Origin of the sequence: Sphingomonas citri, assembly GCF_019429485.1 — a bacterium.
GTDB lineage: Bacteria > Pseudomonadota > Alphaproteobacteria > Sphingomonadales > Sphingomonadaceae > Sphingomonas > Sphingomonas citri.
Genome location: NZ_JAHXZN010000001.1, coordinates 116918 through 136678 on the forward strand (window position 1 = coordinate 116918; position 19761 = coordinate 136678).

General features: G+C 70.3%; 12 protein-coding genes. 8 read left to right on the forward strand and 4 right to left on the reverse strand.

The annotated features are described in order from the left end of the window. Positions 1-3 precede the first annotated feature (3 nt). Complete coding sequence (gene mltG, locus KZ820_RS00680; protein WP_219746818.1) at positions 4-972, forward strand: endolytic transglycosylase MltG; 969 nt, start codon at positions 4-6, stop codon at positions 970-972. A 230-nt stretch (positions 973-1202) separates the two neighbouring features. On the opposite strand, the gene KZ820_RS00685 is transcribed toward mltG, so the two are convergent. Together KZ820_RS00685 and KZ820_RS00690 are read right to left on the reverse strand one after the other, a co-directional pair. Continuing rightward, positions 1203-2210 (reverse strand): alpha/beta hydrolase, encoded by a 1008-nt coding sequence (locus KZ820_RS00685; protein ID WP_373368986.1) that lies wholly within the window; start codon positions 2208-2210, stop codon positions 1203-1205. Further along, positions 2207-4606 carry a glycoside hydrolase family 3 protein gene (locus tag KZ820_RS00690; RefSeq protein ID WP_219746820.1) on the reverse strand — a complete coding sequence of 800 codons (2400 nt, stop codon included), beginning with the start codon at positions 4604-4606 and terminating at the stop codon, positions 2207-2209. Before KZ820_RS00690 ends, KZ820_RS00685 begins: the two co-directional genes overlap by 4 nt. 145 nt (positions 4607-4751) lie before the next feature. Between KZ820_RS00690 and KZ820_RS00695 the strand changes: the two genes are divergently transcribed. The 5 genes from KZ820_RS00695 to KZ820_RS00715 all read left to right on the forward strand — a co-directional run bounded on the left by KZ820_RS00695 (position 4752) and on the right by KZ820_RS00715 (position 11478). Beyond that, complete coding sequence (locus KZ820_RS00695; RefSeq protein ID WP_219746821.1) at positions 4752-5840, forward strand: LacI family DNA-binding transcriptional regulator; 1089 nt, start codon at positions 4752-4754, stop codon at positions 5838-5840. Positions 5841-6067: 227 nt separating this feature from the next. Next, a complete protein-coding gene (locus KZ820_RS00700) occupies positions 6068-8296 on the forward strand; it encodes a WD40/YVTN/BNR-like repeat-containing protein (protein WP_308462082.1) in 2229 nt (742 codons plus the stop codon). After that, positions 8293-9921 (forward strand): DUF5597 domain-containing protein, encoded by a 1629-nt coding sequence (locus KZ820_RS00705; protein ID WP_219746822.1) that lies wholly within the window; start codon positions 8293-8295, stop codon positions 9919-9921. The genes KZ820_RS00700 and KZ820_RS00705 overlap by 4 nt, the downstream gene beginning before the upstream one ends. 229 nt (positions 9922-10150) lie before the next feature. After that, on the forward strand, positions 10151-10768 hold the full coding sequence (locus KZ820_RS00710; RefSeq protein WP_219746823.1) for a TetR/AcrR family transcriptional regulator: 618 nt from the start codon (positions 10151-10153) through the stop codon (positions 10766-10768). A 284-nt stretch (positions 10769-11052) separates the two neighbouring features. Then, entirely contained in the window at positions 11053-11478 is a 426-nt protein-coding gene (locus KZ820_RS00715; protein ID WP_219746824.1) for a hypothetical protein, read from the forward strand. A gap of 196 nt (positions 11479-11674) precedes the next feature. Here KZ820_RS00715 and KZ820_RS00720 read toward each other — a convergent pair whose 3' ends face one another. Both KZ820_RS00720 and KZ820_RS00725 read right to left on the reverse strand, forming a co-directional pair. Then, the gene (locus tag KZ820_RS00720; protein WP_373369009.1) at positions 11675-13996 is read right to left on the reverse strand and encodes a GH92 family glycosyl hydrolase; all 2322 of its coding nucleotides are present in this window, start codon (positions 13994-13996) and stop codon (positions 11675-11677) included. 65 nt (positions 13997-14061) lie between these two features. After that, positions 14062-15015 carry an ROK family protein gene (locus tag KZ820_RS00725; RefSeq protein ID WP_219746825.1) on the reverse strand — a complete coding sequence of 318 codons (954 nt, stop codon included), beginning with the start codon at positions 15013-15015 and terminating at the stop codon, positions 14062-14064. Between the two features lie 219 nt (positions 15016-15234). Between KZ820_RS00725 and KZ820_RS00730 the strand changes: the two genes are divergently transcribed. After that, on the forward strand, positions 15235-16416 hold the full coding sequence (locus tag KZ820_RS00730; protein ID WP_219746826.1) for an ROK family transcriptional regulator: 1182 nt from the start codon (positions 15235-15237) through the stop codon (positions 16414-16416). 209 nt (positions 16417-16625) lie between these two features. After that, positions 16626-19748 (forward strand): TonB-dependent receptor, encoded by a 3123-nt coding sequence (locus tag KZ820_RS00735; RefSeq protein WP_219746827.1) that lies wholly within the window; start codon positions 16626-16628, stop codon positions 19746-19748. Positions 19749-19761: the final 13 nt, after the last annotated feature.

Consider the following 19761-nt stretch of genomic DNA (forward strand, 5'->3'; position numbering starts at 1 on the left):
ATCATGCGCCGGCTCGGCTGCCTGGGACTGCTCGTCGCGCTGCTGCTGTTCGGCGCGGGGGTGTGGGTGGCGCAGGGATGGAAGGGCGCCGGTCCGCTGCGGCGTGACGCGACCGTGACCGTCGCAGAGGGCAGCTCACTGGCGGGCGCCGCCACCGCGCTCGAGCGCGCGGGGGTGATCGCCTCGGCGCACCGCTTCCGCCTGCAGGCGCGGCTGTTCGGCAGCGCGACGCCGATCCGCGCCGGCGAATATGCGATCCCCGCGCGGGCCAGCGCGTCGCAGGTGCTCGCGCTGCTCCAGAGCGGCAAGGTGGTGCAGCGGCTGGTCGTCATCCCGGAGGGCCTGCCCGCGGTGATGGTGCGCGACGTGCTGCTGCGTGCCGGCGCGCTGAGCGGCGACGTCGCGGTGCCGGCGGAGGGCTCGGTGCTGCCGGACGGCTATTCGTTCGAGCGCGGCGAGCCGCGCGCCGCGGTGTTGGCGCGAATGCAGCGCGCGATGCGCACCTATCTCGCCGCTGCCTGGGCGCGGCGCAAGCCGACCGCGGCCGTGACGACGCCGCAGCAGGCGCTGGTGCTCGCCTCGATCGTCGAGAAGGAGACCGGCAAGCCGGCGGAGCGGCGGATGGTGGCGGCGGTCTATTCCAACCGGCTGCGGCTCGGCATGCCGCTCCAGGCCGATCCGACCGTGATCTATCCGATCACCAAGGGGCGACCGCTCGGCCGCCGCATCCGCCAGAGCGAGCTACGCGCGAAGAACGGTTACAACACCTATGCCTCGACCGGCCTGCCGGTCGGGCCGATCGCCAATCCCGGGCGATTGTCGATCGACGCGGTGCTCGATCCGGCGCCGTCGCGCGCGCTGTATTTCGTGGCGGACGGCACCGGCGGGCACGTCTTCGCCGACACGCTCGAGCAGCACAACGCCAACGTGAAGCGGTGGTTCGCGATCCGGCGCGCGCGCGGCGAGATGTGAGGGCGGGGGCGTGGCGCTGGTTGGGGGTAGGAGATCGGTGACCGCTGCCTGAGGTTGCGGGTCTCCTTTGTCCTCCGCCGTTCGTCATCCCCGCGTAGGCGGGGATCCAGGCGCGCCGACGTCACGCTTCGCGCCGCAAGCTCAGCGTGTCTGGATTCCTGCCTACGCAGGAATGACGGAAGGGGTCGAAGGGGAGGCCGATCCCAACCGGCTTGCCCCTTCCGCGCTCATCACCCCGCTGCCGGGAACACCCCGTGCCGAGCGGCATAAGCGGCGAACAGCTTCGGCCATACCGATCCCGGGGCGCTGTCGGGCAGGCGCGTGCCGAAGCCGTGTCCGCCCTGATCGAAGGCGTGCAGCTCGGCCGGCCGCTTCGCGGCCAGCAGCGCCTGATACAGCACCAGGCTGTTCGCGATCGGCACCGTGTTATCGTCGCTCGCATGGACGAGGAAGACCGGCGGCGTGTCCGCGGTCACGCGGCGCTCGACCGACGCGTCGCGGCGCTGCGCGTCGCTCGACGGCGTGCCCAGCAGGTTGTCGCGCGAACCCTCGTGCGTGAAGGTCTCTGCCAGGGTGACTACCGGGTAGATCAGTCCGGCGAGATCGGGTCGCGCCGACTGCTCGTCGGCGGCGTCGACCGGCGGGTAGACCGGCTCGGCGTGGCGCGCGGCGAGGCTGCCGGCGAGATGTCCGCCCGCGGAGAAGCCCAGAACCGCGACCCGCTTGGGATCGACCCCGAAGTCGCCCGCGCGGGCGCGGATCAGCCGCACCGCTCGCTGCGCGTCCTGCAGCGGCACCAGCGCGCGGTTGCCCCAGCCCTCCGCGGGCAGGCGGTAGGAGAGGATGAAGCAGGTCACGCCCAGCTTGTTGAGCCAGCGCGCCTGCTCCTCGCCCTCATTGTCCCAGGCGATGAAGCCGTAGCCCCCGCCGGGAATCAGCAGCACCGCGGCGCCGCTGGGGCGCGCCGGACGGCGTACCGTCAGGCCCGGTCGTGCCACGCCGGTGACCCAGCGGTCGTTGAAGCCCGCGTCCTTCGATCGTTGCTCGATCTTGGGCGTAGGCAACGTCGCGGGCGCGCCGGGCGCGGCGTCGGGCCAGAGCAGGATCGTCGCGCCGGGTATATCGTCCGGCGCCGCGGGTGCGGCGGCGGCGGCGAGAGGCGCGGCGAGCGGCGCGGCGGTGAGCGCGGCGATCACGGCGCGGCGGCTGGGCAGGTTCCCGGGCAGGTCCATCGTCATGCGCCCGGACATACCGCACCCGCGGGGTCGGTGGCGAGCCGGATATCGGAGATCGCGACCGTGAACGGCGCGGTCGCGGTCAGCGCCATCGGCGTATCGACCGACTCCATGGTCGCGCCCGCCGAGCGGAAGCATTTCAGCGGCACGCGCAGCACGTGCCAGCCGGCGCTCGAGTCGAGCGCGCGCGCGACGTCGACCTTGCCGCCGCCGAGCGCCAGCGACACCGGCCCGGTCGCGGCACGGTCGATGCGGTAGCTGACCTGAAGGTTGAGGTCGGCATTGGTCTCCCGCACCAGCGACAGCGCCGGGCCGGTGATCCGCGCGCTGCCCGCGCCGCGCCAGCTCAGCTGCACCGCGCCTTCCTGCGCGGTCGCGCTGTCCACCGCGGTACGCGTCACTGTCGGGTCGAGCGCGAGCTGGAACGGCGCCGGCACGCGCCCGCGCGCGAAGAACAGGCTGGTGTTGGCGAGGCTGGCGTCGACGCCGGCTTCCTCGCTGAGCGCCGGCACGCTGGCGCGGCTGGCGTAGCTCAGCCCATAGCCGAACGGGAACAAGGGATCGTAGCCCGGTGCGCCCTTGTTGAGCGTGAACTGGCCGGCGGTCCTGGGCCAGCTGAAGGAGAGCTTGCCGGTGAAGTCGCGCTTGCCGCCGACCAGCACGTCGGCGACGCCTGCGCCCTCGGAGCCGGGGAACCAGGCCGCCACGAAGGCGTCCGACTGGTTGAGCTCGGGATTGACCCACAACGGCCGTCCCGACAGGAACACCGAGACCGTCGGCACCCCGGCCGCCTTCAGCTTCTTGAGCAAGGCCAGCGACTGTTTGTCACCCGGCTCGAACTCGAGCGTACGCACGTCGCCGCGCATCTCGGCATAGGGCTGCTCGCCGAAGACGACGATCGCGACGTCGGGCTTCGCGGTGAAGCTGCCGTCGCGCGACAGCGTCGCAGTGCCGCCGCCCGCCTTGGCCGCGGCGGCGATCCCGGCGTAGATCGAGGTTGCGCCGGGGAAGTCGGCGTTGGTGTTGCCGTCGCCCTGCCACGACAGGGTCCAGCCGCCGGCCTGGCGGCCGATGTCATCCGCCGCGTCCCCCACCACGAGGATGTTGGCGCTCGCCTTGACCGGCAGCACGCCATTGTTCTTGAGCAGCACCAAGCTCTTCGCCACCGCCTCGCGCGCCACCGCGCGATGCTCGGCCGAGCCCACCGTCGCGCCGCGCGCCTCCCACGGCCGCGCCGGGTCGAACAGCCCGAGCTTCAACTTGACGCGTAGGATGCGGCGTACCGCGTCGTCGACTCGCGTCATCGGCAGCTTGCCCGCCTTCACCGCGGCGAGCGTGGTGTCGAACATGCCCTTCCAGCTGTCCGGCGCCATCGCCATGTCGAGCCCGGCGGCGAAGGTGGCGGGGCAGTCGGTGTTGGTGCAGCCCGGCACCTGGCCATGGCCGTTCCAGTCGCCGACGACGAAGCCCTCGAACCCCATGCGGCCCTTGAGCACGTCGGTCAGCAGCGAGTGATTGCCGTGCATCTTCTGGCCGTTCCAGCTCGAGAAGCTGGCCATCACCGTCATCGCGCCGGCCTTGATCGCGGGCGGGTAGCCGGCGCCGTGAACCTTGATCAGCGTCTGTTCGTCGACCTGCGTGTCGCCCTGGTCGACGCCGTCCCTGGTGCCGCCGTCGCCGAGGAAATGCTTCGGGCTCGCGGCGACATGGCCGCGCTGGATGCCCTGCTGGCCGGGGATGCCCTGCAGCCCCTCGATCATCGCGCCGGCATAGGAGGCGACCACCGCCGGGTCCTCCGAATATCCCTCGTAGGCGCGGCCCCAGCGATCGTCCTGCGGCACCGCCAGCGTCGGCCCGAAGGCCCAGTCGATCCCCGCCGCCGCGGTCTCCTCGGCGGTGACCGCGCCGATGCGGCGGATCAGCGCAGGGTCGCGCATCGCGCCGAGCGCGCTGTTGTGCGGAAAGAGCGTGGCGCCCACCACATTGTTGTCGCCGTGCACCGCGTCGACGCCGAACATCAGCGGGATGGCTACGTGACCGGCGCGCTTCTCCAGCGCCACCGCGTTGAACGCGCGCGAGGTGGCGACCCAGGCGGCGGCGGGCGAGCGATCCGGGCTGCCGAGCGGCGGCGAGCTGCCCCCCGCCAGGATCGAGCCGAGCGGGTAGCGACGCAGATCCTCGGGCTTGATCGAGCCGATGTCGGCCTGGATCATCTGCCCGATCTTCTCCTCGAGCGTCATCTGCTTCATCAGCGCGGTGACCTTCGCCTCGGTCGCGGCGTCGACCAGGCCGACGCTCTTGGCCGCGGGCCAGCGATCCGGATGCGCCACCTGCGCGATGCCGGCAGTGGCGCTGCCGGCGAGCAGCAGCGCCAGCGAGATCTGTGAGAAACGCCCCATTCTTCCCCTCCCGAGACGGGTCGCCGGCCCCTGGCGGTGCGATCCCCTAGACGGCGTGAACATAGAAGCGGCGGCTTGAGAACGCTATCAGCATTTTCGTCGCGGCGACTAGGCGCGGCAGCTTTTACTGGTACGTATCGCAGCCATGAGTGGGGATATCCGCAGGGTCCGCGGCACCGGGTCGCGCCAGACCGGGGCACCGACGATCGCCGACGTGGCGCAGCTCGCCGGCGTCTCGACCATGACGGTATCGCGCGTCATCAACGGTGAGAACAACGTGCGCGAGGCGACCCGCGCGGCGGTACGCGAGGCGATCCAGCGGCTCGATTATGCGCCCAACCGCGCCGCGCGCAGCCTGGCGGGGGCGTCGCAGGTGCGGCTCGGGCTGCTCTACAGCAACCCCAGCGAGGCCTATCTCAGCGCCTTCCTGCTGGGCAGCCTCGACGAGGCGGGGCGCGGCGACATCCAGCTGGTGGTGCAGAAATGCGACCCCGGCGAGCATGAGGCCGAGGTCGCCGCTCGCCTGGTCGCCTCGGGTGTCGACGGCATCATCCTGCCGCCGCCCTTGTGCGACTCGCCGCTCGTCCTCGACGTGCTGCTCGCCGCACGCGTGCCGACCGTGGTGGTGGCGACGAGCAGCTCGCCCGCTGGGATCGGCCGGGTGTCGATCGACGATCGCGCCGCCGCGCGCGCGATGACCGCGCATCTGCTCGCGCTCGGGCACCAGCGCATCGGCTTCATCACCGGCAACCCAAACCTTACCGCCAGCGAGGAGCGACTGGCGGGCTATCGCGACGCGCTGGCGGCGGCCGGGCTGCCGCAGGACGAGTCGCTGGTGGCGCGCGGGCTGTTCAGTTATCGCTCTGGGCTCGACGCGACCGAGGAGTTGCTCGACATCGCGCAGCCGCCCAGCGCGATCTTCGCCAGCAACGACGACATGGCCGCCGCCAGCGTGGCGGTGGCGCATCGGCGCGGGCTCGACGTGCCGGGCGACCTCACCGTGGTCGGCTTCGACGACAGCACGCTGGCGACGACGATCTGGCCCGAGCTCACCACGATCCACCAGCCGATCGCGGACATGAGCCGCGCCGCGGTGCAGATGCTGACTCAGATGCTGCGTGCGAGACGCGACGATCCATCGGCCAGTGCGCCCGATCTCGTGCTCGATCACACGTTGGTGCGGCGTCAGTCGGACGCGGCACCGCGGCGTCGACCCGGCGCGCGGGCGCGGTAAGGATTAGCGCGACCTGTCGTCTGGCGCCATCCTGGACTCGTTCCAGGATCCACCGTTCCGCGCGCGCCGCCGTCATTGGACTCGCGGTACCATGGTTCTTGGAGCGAGTGCAGGATGACGACGCAGGATCGTGGAGCTGGCCGGAAGCCATTGTGGTAGCGGTACCTTTCGTGCCATAGCCGGCACTCGCACAAGTGATCTGATAAATCGCGCGAAAGGGAGAAGGGGTGAGGATCCGGTCGGCTGCCATGCTTCTCGCCTCGCTCATCGCGCTGTCGGTGAACGTTCTCGCCGCACCGACCCTTCCTTATGCTTGGCGCAACGTGACGGTCGGCGGCGGCGGGTTCGCGCCCGGCATCGTCTTCAGCCGTGCCGAGCGCGGGCTCGCCTATCTCCGCACCGATATGGGCGGCGCCTATCGCTGGGACGCTGCCGGCGGCCGCTGGGTGCCGTTGCAGGACGACGTCGCCGAGGCGAGCTACATGGGCGTGGAGAGCGTCGCGCCCGATCCGGTCGACGCGGACCTCGTCTATCTCGCGGTCGGGATGGGCGCGCGCGGCCCTTCGGCGATCCTGCGCTCGAGCGACCGCGGCACGCACTGGCGCACGACGCCGGTGCCGTTCGCGATGGGGGGCAACGAGGACGGCCGCGGTCTGGGTGAGCGGCTCGCGATCGACCCCGACGCGCGCGCGACGCTGTTCTTCGGTTCGCGCCACGACGGTCTGTGGCGCAGCGATGACTCCGCCGCGACGTGGCACAAGGTCGCAGCCTTCCCGCTCGCCGGTCTCGGTCGCCCCGACCGGCCGCGGACGACGCACGGCGGGCTGTCGTTCGTGTTGTTCGACCCGGCGCACCGCGGCCGCATGTTCGTCGGCAGCACAGACCCGGGCGAGCACCACCTGTTCCGCTCGGACGACGGCGGCGCGACGTGGCGCGCGGTCTCGGGCGGGCCGCGTGCCGCCTTGCTCCCGGTCAAGGCCGCGGTCGGCGGGGACGGCGTCGTCACGCTGAGTTACAGCGACGCGATCGGGCCGAACGGCGTCAAAGACGGCGCGGTGTGGCGCTACGATCCCGACGCCGGCACGTGGCGCGACCTCACCCCGCCGCGCGCGGCGGGTGAGGTGCCCGGCGGCTTCTTCGGCGTCGCGGTCTCGGCGCAGGATCCACGTGTCATCGCGGTCAGCACGGTCAACCGGTACCAGCCGGTCGACACGGTGTGGCGCTCCACCGACGCGGGCGCGCACTGGGACGAGCTGTGGCGCCGCAGCACGCGAGACGTCGGCGTCACGCCGTTCCTCGACTTCGACGGTCGGGCGAATTTTGGCCACTGGATCGCGGGGCTCGCGATCGACCCGTTTGATCCGGCGCACGCCGCCTATGTCACCGGCGCGACCGTCTACGCCACCGACGACTTCTCGCGTCCGGGCACGATGCGCTGGAGGCCCTGGACGCGCGGGATCGAGCAGACCGCGATCATCACGCTGGTGAGCCCGACCGGCGGCGCGCCGCTGGTGTCGGGCTTCGGCGATCTCGGCGGCTTCCGCCACGCCGACCTCACGCGCTCGCCCGCGCACGTCCACCGCACGCCGTTCCTCACCAACACCAACTCGCTCGACTATGCCGGCGCGGCGCCGCTGGTGCTGGTCCGCAGCGGCAACACGCACAAGCCGGTGGTGCCCGACACCTCGCTCGCCTGGTCGCAGGACGGTGGCGAAGTTTGGGCGCCGCTTCGCCTGCCCGCGAGCGAGACGATCCCGCGCGCTGACGGCACGCCCGCGCGGGCGCAGACCGGCAGCGCCGCGATCACCGTCTCGGCGGACGGCGCCACCTTCCTGGTCGAGAGCGACCGCCCGCTGCTCACCCGCGATCGCGGCGCGACGTGGCGCGCGGTCGCCGGCCTGCCCGTCGGCGCGCGCGTGACGGCGGACAAGGTGGACCCGATGCGCTTCTACGCGGTCGACGCCGGGCGTGGCCGCCTTCTCCGCAGTGACGACGGTGGTGCCAGCTTCGCGCCCGCCGCGGGGCAGGGGCTGCCGGCCGACCTGTCGGGTGCACGCGCGGTGGGACGCGAGGCGGCCAACCCGCTGGTGGCGGTGCCGGGGCGGGCTGGCGCTTTGTGGCTGCTCGCTGCGGGCACGCTCTATCACTCGGAGGACGCGGGCGAGCATTGGACGCGCGCGGACGGGGCGGCCCGGATCGACCGCTACGGCCTCGGCAAGGCGGCGCCCGGCAGCATCTGGCCGGCCCTCTACGCGATCGCGACGGTGGACGGCACGCGAGGGATCTACCGATCGACCGACGGTGGCGCGCGCTGGATCCAGATCAACGACGCGGCGCACCGCTGGGGACTGCGGCTGCGCGTGATCAGCGGCGACCCGCGGCGCTACGGCCGTGTCTATGTCGGCACCGATGGCCGCGGCATCATGTACGGCGATCCGAAGGGGGAGGGTGAATGATCACGTTGTTGGGACGAGCCGCAGTGCTCGCGGCGGCGGCAGCGGCCGCGCTGGCGGCGGCGGGCGCGGGCGCGCAGGGCGCCGCGCCGCTGCCGCGGCTGGTGAGCCAAAGCGGGCGCCACGCGCTGCTGGTCGACGGGGCGCCGTTCCTGATGCTGGGCGCGCAGGTCAACAATTCGAGCAACTATGCCGCGGCGCTGCCCGAGGTGTGGCCGGTTCTCGACCGCATCCACGCCAACACGATCGAGATCCCGATCGCCTGGCAGCAGGTCGAGCCGCGCGAAGGGCAGTTCGACCTCTCCTTCCTCCAGACGCTGCTCGATCAGGCGCGCGCGCACGACAAGCGCGTGGTGCTGCTGTGGTTCGGCACGTGGAAGAACACCAGCCCGGGCTACACGCCCGACTGGGTCAAGCTCGACAACCGCCGCTTCCCGCGCATGAAGACGCGCGACGGCAAGGATCACGGCGTGCTCACCCCGCTGTCGCAGGCGACGCTGGCGGCGGATCGGCGCGCCTTCGTCAAGGTGATGGAATATCTCCGCGACCACGACCAGCAGCACACGGTCGTGATGGTCCAGCCGGAGAATGAGACGGGCAGCTATCGCAACCCGCGCGACTATGGCGCGGAGGGCAACCGCTTGTTCGCGCAGCCTATCCCGGCCGTGCTGGCGAAGCGCACCGGCAAGCGCGGCACCTGGGCGCAGGCGTTCGGCGCGCAGGCCGACCGCGCCTTCAACACCTGGTACGTCGCCTCCTACGTCAACGCCATCGCCGAGGCGGGGAAGAAGGCCAAGCCGCTGCCGATGTACGTCAACGCGGCGCTCGCCGGGCCGTCGAACGTGCCCGATCCCGACGGCGTCGCCAGCGGGGGGCCGCAGCAGGACGTGCTCGACATCTGGAAGGCAGCGGCACCTTCGATCGATTTCGCCGCGCCCGACATCTACGATCGCAAGAGCGCCAACGTGATCCAGTATCTCGACAAATACGCGCGCCCCGACAATGCGCTGATGGTACCGGAGATCGGCAACGCGCGCGAGTTCGCGCGATTCTTCTACGCCGCGCTGGGCCGCGGGGCGATCGGCTATGCCCCGTTCGGCATGGATGCGACGGGATATTTCAACTTCCCGCTGGGCGCCAAGTCGCTCGACCCGGCGACGCTCGACGCCATCGCTCTGCCCTATGCCACGCTCGCGCCGATCGCGCGCGACTGGGCACGGATCGCGGCCTCGCGCCCTACCTGGGGTGCGGCCAAGCCCGACGACGGCGCCGCTGTCTCCACGACGCTCGGCGCGTGGAAGATCGCGGCGACCTGGGGCGAGTGGCAGTTCGGCATGCGCGAGTGGACCTGGCTCAAGGCCGACCCGGCGCCTTGGGCGAACGAGCCGGTCGGCGGCGTCGCGGTGGCGCAGCTCTCCGACGACGAGTTCCTGCTGGTGGGCGACCACGCGCGCGTCACCTTCTCCGCCGCGAGCGGCGAGGGAATGGTGGTGCGAGTAGAGGAGGGCGGCTTCAAGGCCGGCAAATGGGTCATGTCGCGCGTGTGGAACGGCGACCAGACCGATTACGGCATCAACCTGGTCGATCGCCCGCAGGTGCTGAAGGTGAAGATGGGGCGCTATCGCTGAGCGGGGAGCCGCGGGTGTCCTGCGGTGCGGGCGCGACCTTCGTTTCGACGCCCCGTCACCCCGAACAAGTCCGGGGTGACGAAGAAGGTGAGGCTGCGGCAAAGGTGCCGTTCCGCTCGCGCCGGGTGCCGGGTGCCGGGACGAGCCGTCCCGAGCCGCGCCGCGACGGGACGAGCCGAGCGCCGCCGACCTAGACGCGGCGTTGCAGGCGCATTACATACCGCGCGTTATGGAATCCACTGCCACCGCCTGTGCCGCCGTCAAGGGCCGTCCGCGCGAGTTCTGCACCGAGCAGGCGCTCGCCGCCGCGCTCGGCGTCTTCTGGACCAAGGGCTATGAGGGCGCGTCGATGGCGGACCTCACCTCGGCGATGGGGATCACCAAGCCCAGCCTCTACGCCGCCTTCGGCAACAAGGAAGCGTTGTTCCACAAGGCGCTCGACCTCTACGAGGCGGAGAAGCTCGCCTACACGCGCGAGGCGCTCAACCAGCCGACCGCGCGCGCCGTGGCCGAGCATTTCATGCGCGGCGCGATCGAGGCGCAGTGCAACAGCGGCGGTCCCAAGGGCTGCATGGGCGTGATCCACGCCACCGCCTGCGGCGACGAGCAACAGTCGATCAAGGACGACGTGATCGCGCGTCGTGCGTCGTCGCAGAAGGCGCTGGTCGAGCGGTTCGAGCAGGCGCAACAGGCCGGCGAGTTTCCCGCGCACATCACGCCCCAGGCACTCTGCCAGTATCTCTACGCGATCCTGCAGGGGATGGCGGTGCAGGCCGGTTCGGGCGCCACCCGCACCGAGCTCGAGCAGGTGGTCGACACCAGTCTCGCGATGTGGCCGACACGCTGAGCCGCTGGTAAGAAAAAACGCTACCGACCGGTACATAAAGCGTTGACGTCGTCCCGCGGGCTTTCTATACCACACAGTATAGAAACGGCGGTGACGCTCCGGCGACACCTTCACCGGAGGGACGCCGCGATGGCACGACCGCTCACCCACGATCCAGCGACCTGATCGCCGGCGCGGCGGCGCGTCCACCGCGTGGCACCCTCGCTCTAGACTGACACGGCGCTCTCGCCCCGGTTCTCCGGCGGGTGGCGTGCGCCCCGCATACTCCGAAGGGGAGAGACGACATGGCCTTCATCGATTTCACGTCCGCCATCGGCGGTGCCGCCGCGCTCACCGCCGAGCGCCACATCGCGTCGAACTCCGTCGCACCGATGGCCGAGCCCGAGGTCGCCGCCGATCGCGCCGCGCTCAGCGCGCTGGAGTGGCTGGTGGTCTCGCTCGCCCGGCGCGACCGGCTCTCGTCGCTGCGCGAGCCCGGGCGGATCGCGGTGGCAATGGGCGTGCTGTTCGGCAAGCAGCCCAACCCGCGGCTGGCCGATCCGAAGCTCGAGGCGCTGCGCCGGCTCGCGGTGCACGCGTGGCACCAAGGTTTCGCGGTGCCGGTGAGCGCGGTGAAAAACTTCCTCGCCGCCGGCTACACCAACGACCATTACGAGCTGCTGCTCGCGAGCATCAGCAGCGCGCGGCTGCGCCGGCCCGAGCGCCGCTGAGCGACTGTGTGGTAGTGAGGGCGGGCTAGCGGGAGCCGCCTAGCCGTCGACCCGACGCGTTCAGCGTCATCGCTCCCTTCCGCCGTCATCCCGGCCTTGAGCCAGGATCCATGGCGCCGCGTCCCCAGCCCGCCGCAGGCACTCGCGGACAGATGGATCCCGGGTCGGGTCCAGGATGACGAGGGGGCTGTGTCCCTCAGCGCGTCGTCGAGAACGGCCGCGCCGCGCGCGCCGCGCCCCAGGCCTTGTTGGGCCGCGCCGTCATGGTGAAGCGCAATTCGCCGCCGGCGCGCAGTTCGCCGTCCTCGATCCAGCTGCGCGTCAGCGGCTTGCCGTTGAGCGCCACCGCGCCGACGTAGCGGTTCGCGTCCGACAGGCCGTCCGCGACCACCGTGAAGCTTTTGCCGTCGGGCAGCCGCAGCGTCGCGCGCGAGACGAACGGGCGACCGATCACATATTGGTTGCTGCCCGGCGCGACGGGGTAGAAGCCGAGCGCGGTGAACACCAGCCAGGCCGACATCTGGCCGAGATCGTCGTTGCCGCTCAGGCCCTCGGGGCTCGCGTGATATTGGGTGTCGACGATCTGCTTGAGCCGCTCCTGCGTCCGCCATGGCGCGCCGGCATAATTGTAGAGATAGGCGACGTGGTGGCTGGGCTCGTTGCCATGAATGTACTGCCCGATCAGGCCGGCGATATCCTCGGCATGGCTGTAGTCGAGCTTGGAATTGTCATAGTCGAACATCGCGTCGAGCTTGGCGATGGCCTTACGGTCGCCGCCCAGCAGCCGGAACAGGCCGGCCTGGTCCTGCGGCATGAACCAGCTGTACTGCCACGCATTGCCCTCGGTGTAATCGGAGCCGTAGTTGATCGCGGTCGGGTCGAATGGCGTACGATAGCTGCCGTCGCTCTTGCGCGCGCGCAGCCAGCCGGTCCTGATGTCGAAGCTGTTGCGCCAGTTGGTCGCGCGGCGCTCGAAGCGCTGTGCCACGTCGGCGCGGCCCAAGGCGCGCGCCATCCGCGCGATCGTCCAGTCGTCATAGGCATATTCGACCGTCTTCGACGCCGCCTCGGGTTCGCGGTCGATCGGCACATAGCCGAGCTTCAAATAGTCGCCGAGCCCGCCGTACGGGGCATAGTCCGCGCTGGTGACCATGGCGTCGAGCGCGGCGTTCGCGTCGAAGCCGCGGAAGCCCTTCAGATAGGCGTCGGCGATCACCGGCACGGCGTGATAGCCGATCATCGTCCAGGTCTCGCGCCCGGCGAACTGCCAGACTGGCAGGATGCCGTGCGGGCTGTAGCGCTGGCTGTCGACCAGCGAGCGCACCACGTCGTTCGTGGTCTGCGCCGGCTGCACCAGCGTCAGCAGCGGGTGCTCGGCGCGGAACGTATCCCACAGCGAGAAGGTCGAGCGGAAGGTATAGCCCTCGGCTTGGTGGACCTGGTCGTCGGGGCCGCGGTAGCGTCCGTCGGCGTCGCTCCACACGCTCGGCGCGATCAGGCTGTGGTAGAGCGCGGTGGCGACGATCGTCCGGGTCGGCGCGGGCGCCTCCAGCTCGACCGCGCCGAGCGCCGCGTCCCAGGCGGCGCGGGTGCGCGCCTGCACCGCGTCGAAGGCGCCCGGCTCCGCGTCGAGGTTGGCAACGGCGCCCGCCTCGTCCACCCCCGACAGCGCGACTCGGACCTCGAGCGGGCGGTCGAGCGCGCCGAAGTCGAGCCGCGCCTCGAGCTGCTTGCCGAGCTTCTCGGCCAGCGCGTCGCTGCCGCGGCCGGGCGCCTGGAAGCCTTTGTAGGTGATGTCGGTGTCGCGATCGACCAGTGCATGGCCCGTCAGCGGCGCCGAGAAACGCATCGCGAAGAACAGCTTGCGCCCGGGTGCCCAGCCGCGCGTCTCGCGAAAGCCGGTCAGCGTGCCGTCGCTGCGCAGGTGGAGCCCCGACCACAGCACCTTACCCGGGTAATTGTAAAGCGAGCGGCGCAGGTCGAGCACGAGGTGCGCCGCCGTGCCTGACGGGAAGGTATACCGGTGCACGCCCACGCGCGTGCCCGCGGTCAGCTCGGCGCGCACCTGCGACGCGTCGAGCGTCACCGCATAATAGCCCGGGCGTGCCACCTCGCTGGCATGGTCGAAGCGCGAGCGGTAGCCCGGTGCCGCGGGCGTGCCCGGGTCCATCGCCACGGCGTCGCCGCTGACCGGCATCACCAGCACGTCGCCGAGGTCGGAATGGCCCGCGCCCGAGAAGTGGGTGTGGCTGAAGCCCTCGATCGTCGGGTCGTCGTGGCGATAGCCCGCGGCGTGCGCGTAGCATTCGCGAATGACGCAGCTGGTGTCGGTGTCGGGCGACAGCTGCACCATGCCGAAAGGTGCGACCGCGCCGGGAAAGGTGTGGCCTTCGCCGCCGGTGCCGATGAACGGGTCGACCGCGTCGATCGTGCGCGCGCGATCGGTGACGGGCACGGGCGGCGCCACCGCTGCCGCGGAAGCGGGGCGCTGCTGCCCCAGCGCGGGAGCGCCGAGCAGCGCGAGCGCGGCGCTGCCGGCGGCGAGACGGTGGCGGGCGGCGGGGCGGGGGTGCGCGGCGCGGCTCACAGCATCGCCTCCGCCTCGATCCGCGCGGCGACGTCGGCCGCTTCCTCCAGCGCGTCGGCCGCGAGCGCGATCGCGCCGAGCGGACCGGCGCGGTCGCCGAGCGCGGGCGGGACAATGTAACCGTCCTCGGGCAGCTCCATATAGCCCGCCAGGCTGGCCTCGAGCCGCGCCGCGATCCGCGGCAGCAGGTGCGGCTGCTTGACCGGCATGCCGCCCCCGATCGCGATCCGCAGCGGTCCGGTGCTGCCCACCAGCGCGTGGCACATCGCCGCGAGCACGTCGACGATCGGCTCCCAGACGGGGTCGTCGGGTCCGACCGTCGTGACGTCGCGGTCGCCGAGCCGCAGCCGCAGCGCGCTGCCGGAGGCGAGCCCCTCGACGCAGTCGTCGTGGTAGCGGCAGGCACTGGGCGCGTCGTCGCCGCGCGCACGGGGGACACGGATATGGCCGATCTCGCTGTGGCCGAGCCCGCGCGTCGGCCGGCCGTGCACCACCAGGCCGACGCCGACGCCGGTGCCGACGGTGACATAGGCGAAATCGTCGAGCCCGCGGCCCGCGCCCCACCGCATCTCGGCGAGCGCCGCGCCGTTGACGTCGGTGTCGAACCCGGTCGGCAGACCTAGCGGCGCGGCGACGGTGCCGAGCACGTCGGCGTCGCGCCAGCCCGGCTTGTTGGTCGCGAGGACATGGCCGTACCGCGGCGAGGCGCGGTCGAGGCACACCGGCCCGAAGGAGGCGATGCCGACCGCGGCGAGCCCGTGGCGCTCGCGCCAGCCCGCCAGCACCGCGGCGAGCGCGGGCAGCGTCTCGTCCGGGGCGAGTGTCGGCAATGTCATTTGGTCGAGGATCGCGTCGGGCGAATGCGCCAGCGTCGCGACGCACTTGGTGCCGCCCAGCTCGACCCCAGCGAGTGGCGCGCGCGCCGCCGGCCCGTCCGCCTGATATCGCATCGCCCTCTCCCCCGCCTCTTTCACCGTCGCGCGTGAAGGTCGCGCGTTGATCCTGAACAAAGGTGTTTAGAACACCAAATTGCATAATTCAAATTCGTCGTGGCGGTTGTTCTTGCTTGCGGTGCTGGGCGAAAGGCGCTGGAACGGGAGCGATAACAATCCAGGGGACGACAGGATGCGACGATCGGCGGCGGGGCGGGCGACGACGGGGCAGGTGGCGTGAGCGGGCCAGCGCCGCGCCTCTCGGGCACCAATCTCGAGCGCGCCGCCGATCACAACCAGAGGGTGACGCTGCACGCGATCCGAGTCGGCGGCTCGCTGACGCGGGTCGAGCTGGCGCAGATCACCGGGCTGACCGGCCCCGCGATCGCCAATATTACCCGGCGACTGCTTCAGGACGGGCTGATCCAGGAGGCAGGGCAGCGCCGCGGCGGTCGCGGCCAGCCGCCGACCAAGCTCGAGGTCAAGCGCGACGCCTGCTACTCCATCGGGGTCAACGTCGATCGTGACCATATCACGCTGGTGCTGGTCGATTTCGCCGGCGAGACGCTGGCGCGGCGATCGGAGGAGGTCGACTTCGCGCTGCCCGACGACGTGCGCGCTTTCTATCGCCGCTCGATCAAGCCGATGTTGCGCGGCGCCGGGGTCGATCCGGCCAAGCTGGTCGGGCTCGGCGTCGCGGTTCCCGACGATCTCGGATCGGTCGATCTGCCGGGCCGACCCCCCGCCTATGACGCATGGGAGCGAGTCGACATGGCGGCGCTGTTCGCCGAGCCGCTCGCGCTGCCGGTCTTCGTCGAGAATGACGCCGCCGCCGCGGCCACCGGCGAGATGCAGCTCGGGCGTGGGCAGCGGCTGAGCAACTTCTTCTATATCCTGATCTCCTCGGGGCTCGGCGGCGGAGTCGTGAGTGATGGCGTTTACGCGCGCGGCGCGCACGGGCGCAGCGGCGAGCTCGGCTTCATGCTCGCGCCCGGCGAGGGCGGCACGCGCGAGCAGGTGCAGAAGCTGGTGTCGCGCTCGGGGCTGCAGGAGCATCTCGCGCGTGACGGCGTCGCCATCGCCGCCGCGCTCGCCCCCGACGCGGGCGAGGGCGCGCGCGCCAGCGTCGACGCGTGGCTCGACCGCGCGGCGCGGCAGCTGTGCACCCCGCTCGACGCGATCAGCTGCCTGATCGACCCTGCCGCGGTGCTGATCGGCGGCCGGTTGCCGGCCGCCCTGGTCGAGTCGCTCGCCGAGCGGGTCAATGCGCTGCTCGGCGCGTTCACGAATGCGCCCGCCGTGGCGCCGGTCGAACGCGCCGCTTTGTCCGAGGACGCGCCCGCGGTCGGCGCCGCCATCCTGCCGTTCAGCCACTTTCTCCTGCCGAAGCCGGGTGCGCTGTGGAAGGCGGTCGAATAAGGCCGTGCCGGCTATAAAACACCTCTTCGCAAAGGTTTGCGCGAACGTTCTCAATCCTTCCATTTGACAATTTGCTTTTGCTATTGTCTGATTGACCCGTGATCGCCGCTCGGCATGAGGGGTGCGGCGCGCCGCTGGCGCGCTCGCGGCGGTCCGGTGAGGGACGCGGCGGGGCAACGAATCCCACCGCGAAGAGGAGGGATGGACTTATGCGAGGTTTTACTGCCCAAGCCCCGTCGCGCGCGCCGCTGCGCCGCCGGATGCCGCTGCTGCTGGCAGGGGTGAGTCTGGCCGCAGGCATCGTCGGCAGCGCGCAGGCGCAGCAGACCAGCCCCTCGACCGCGGCCGGCGCCCAGGCCGAGCAGGCCGACAAGGCGCCCGACCAGACGACCGTCCCGGCACCGTCGAGCAACACGGGCGAGGTCTCCGCGCCCGCCGCCAACAGCACGCTCGACAGCCCCGGCCAGCTCCAGGCCGACGCCGCCGACTCGGCCGCTGACTCGGATGCCGCGGGCGGCGACGACATCGTCGTCACCGGTTACCGCCGCTCGATCGAGCAGAGCCTCAGCCGCAAGCGCGAGGCGAACGCCTTCGTCGACGTGATCACCGCCGAGGACGTCGGCAAGTTCCCCGACAAGAACGTAGCCGACTCGCTCCAGCGCGTTCCCGGCGTGATCATCGACCGCGACGGCGGCGAGGGCAGCCGTGTCAGCATCCGCGGACTCAGCTCCGACCTGACGCTGACCGAGCTGAACGGCAACTTCATTGCCTCCGCGGACAGCGGCGATCCCTCGCGCTCGTTCAACTATCTGCTGCTGCCGTCGACGCTGATCGGCAGCGTCGAGGTGTTCAAGTCGCCGGAGGCGCGGCTCGACGAGGGCGGCGTCGGCGGCGTCATCATCAACCACACGCGCGTGCCGTTCGACCTGAACCCGTGGTCGGGCACGATCTCGGCCGAGGGCACGTATGCCGACGTCACGGAGAAGGTGGAGCCCAACGTCTCGGGCCTGCTGTCGTGGCACAATGAGGAGAAGACGCTCGGCTTCCTCGTTGGTGCGACCTACCAGGTCCGTACGAACCGTTCGCTGAGCGCCAACGGCAGCAGCTGGCAGTGGTGGACCGACGACAAGGCGGCGCAACCCGCCACCGATATCAACGGCAACACCTTCGCCAACGACTCGGCAGTGTCCTACTGGAACAGCGGCGACAACGGCGGCACGCAGACGCGCGATGGCACGCGCTACAGCGGCTACTGGGCACCGCAGTCGGTCAGCGAAACCATCCTCGACCAGAAGCGCAAGCGGCTCGGCATCCAGGCAACCATGCAGGCCAAGCCGTTCGACAATCTGGAGATTACCGCCAATTACTTCCGCTTCCAGCTCGACGGCAATTACACCAGCAGCACGATCAAGATCCCCGAGTGGGGCTACGGCAACTTCTTCACCGACGCGACCTTCGACAAGAGCGGTACGGTCCTGACGGGCGCCACCTTCCAGGTGCCGCCCGAAGGCACGCTGTGTCGCGCCCGGGCCAACCCGTGCACGATGGAGACGCCCGCACCGCAGGACACGCTGGCGCGCGAGAAGAGTGTTTCCAACACCTATGACGTCCATGCCAAGTGGAACGTCGATCATCTGAGCGTCGACGTCGTCTTCGGCAAGACACGCGCGACCGGCGGCCCGTCGTTCCAGTTCTTTGCCCAAGCCAAGCCGCGCAACGGATCGGTCAACGGCAACATGTTGAGCGCTTGGAACTTCACCGATCAGTCGATCGCGATGAACTTCTCGCCAGACGTCATCCAGAACATGCTCAACGGCGTGGCGCAGATCGATCTTGGTTCGACCGGGTCCGGCTTCACCAACAGCTCGATCTCGCAGCGCTACGCCCAGGTGGATGTGACGCGGAGCTTCGACTCGCCGGTTCTCGCGTCCATCCAGGTCGGTGCCAAGTGGCGCGACGGTCGAGTCCACCGCGAGACGGGTCGATTCGAATGGTATTCGGACGCGGCCAACACGCTCCGCTTCCAGGACACGCCCGGCGGCGCGCTGGCGCTGCCCGAGGTCTTCTACCCGAACTCGCTCGGCAACATCGCCGGCGGCTTCGAGACCAGCGCCTTCCCGGCGATCAACATCGGCAACTACATCGATTATCTGAACCGGACCTACAATGGGCCGGTGCGCGTGCCCGAGCCGCAGAACGTCTATAACATCCAGGAGAAGATCTGGGCCGGCTACGCTCAGGCCAACTTCAAGATGAACAACGTCCGAGGCAATATCGGCCTCCGCGTAGTCAATACGAAGCAGGACGGGACGTCGACCGACGCGCTGTTCTACGAGAACGAGTATTGCCAGAATGGCCCGGGCGGCGCGTTCGACCCGAACAAGCCGGTCGGCGAGGACGGTAACTGCTTGGTGATCCCGGAGGCGCAGCGGCAGGTTCGCGTGTTCAGCCCGAACTCCGAGGCGAAGAGCTACACCGATTTCCTCCCGAGCTTCAACATCTCGTGGGAAGCGGCGTCGAACCTGTTGCTGCGCGCCGCCGCGTCGAAGGTGATCGCGCGGCCGGGCTATGGCGATCTCGCCGGCGCGCGTTCGCTCACCTTCAACTCGGATCCGTTCGTGTTCGACCGTGCCGAGTTCGGTGCGCTGCCTGGCTGGTTCGGCAGCGGTGGCAATTTCGCGCTCAAGCCGTTCAACGCATGGCAATATGATGCCGGTGTCGAGTGGTACTTCCACCCCGGCTCGGTCGTCGGCTTCACGCTGTTCCGCAAGGACGTGAAGGACTTCATCGTGCCGGTCGTGATCGATCTGGCGCAGGAGGTCGCGGGCGAGACGGTGACGGTGCAGCAATATGGCACCCAGGCCAACGGGTCCAAGGCGGTGTCGCAGGGCGTCGAGGTCTATGCGCAGCACACGCTTGACTTCGGTCTCGGCGCGCAGGTCAACTTCACCTACAACGACACGTCGCAGGCCGACGTGGCGCTGAACGGGACCAAGCTGGGCACCTCCCCGCTGGTCGGCAGCGCCAAGACGCAGGTGAACGCCTCGCTCTTCTACGAGCACGGGCCGGTGCTGGCGCGCGTGTCGTACAACCGCCGCGGCGAGGTGGTGCGTGGGCTGTCGTCGGGTCTCAACATCTACGACGATCCGTACGAGCAGTTCGACCTCAACGGCGCGATCGACGTGATGAAGAACGTCCAGATCACCGCCTCGGTGATCAACCTCACCAAGTCCGAGCAGCGCCAGCATCTCGGCAACGACACCAAGGATCGCTTCATCTCGAACGTCTACGCCGGCCGCCGCTTCTACCTCGGCGCCGCCTTCAAGTTCTGATTATCGTAAAGTC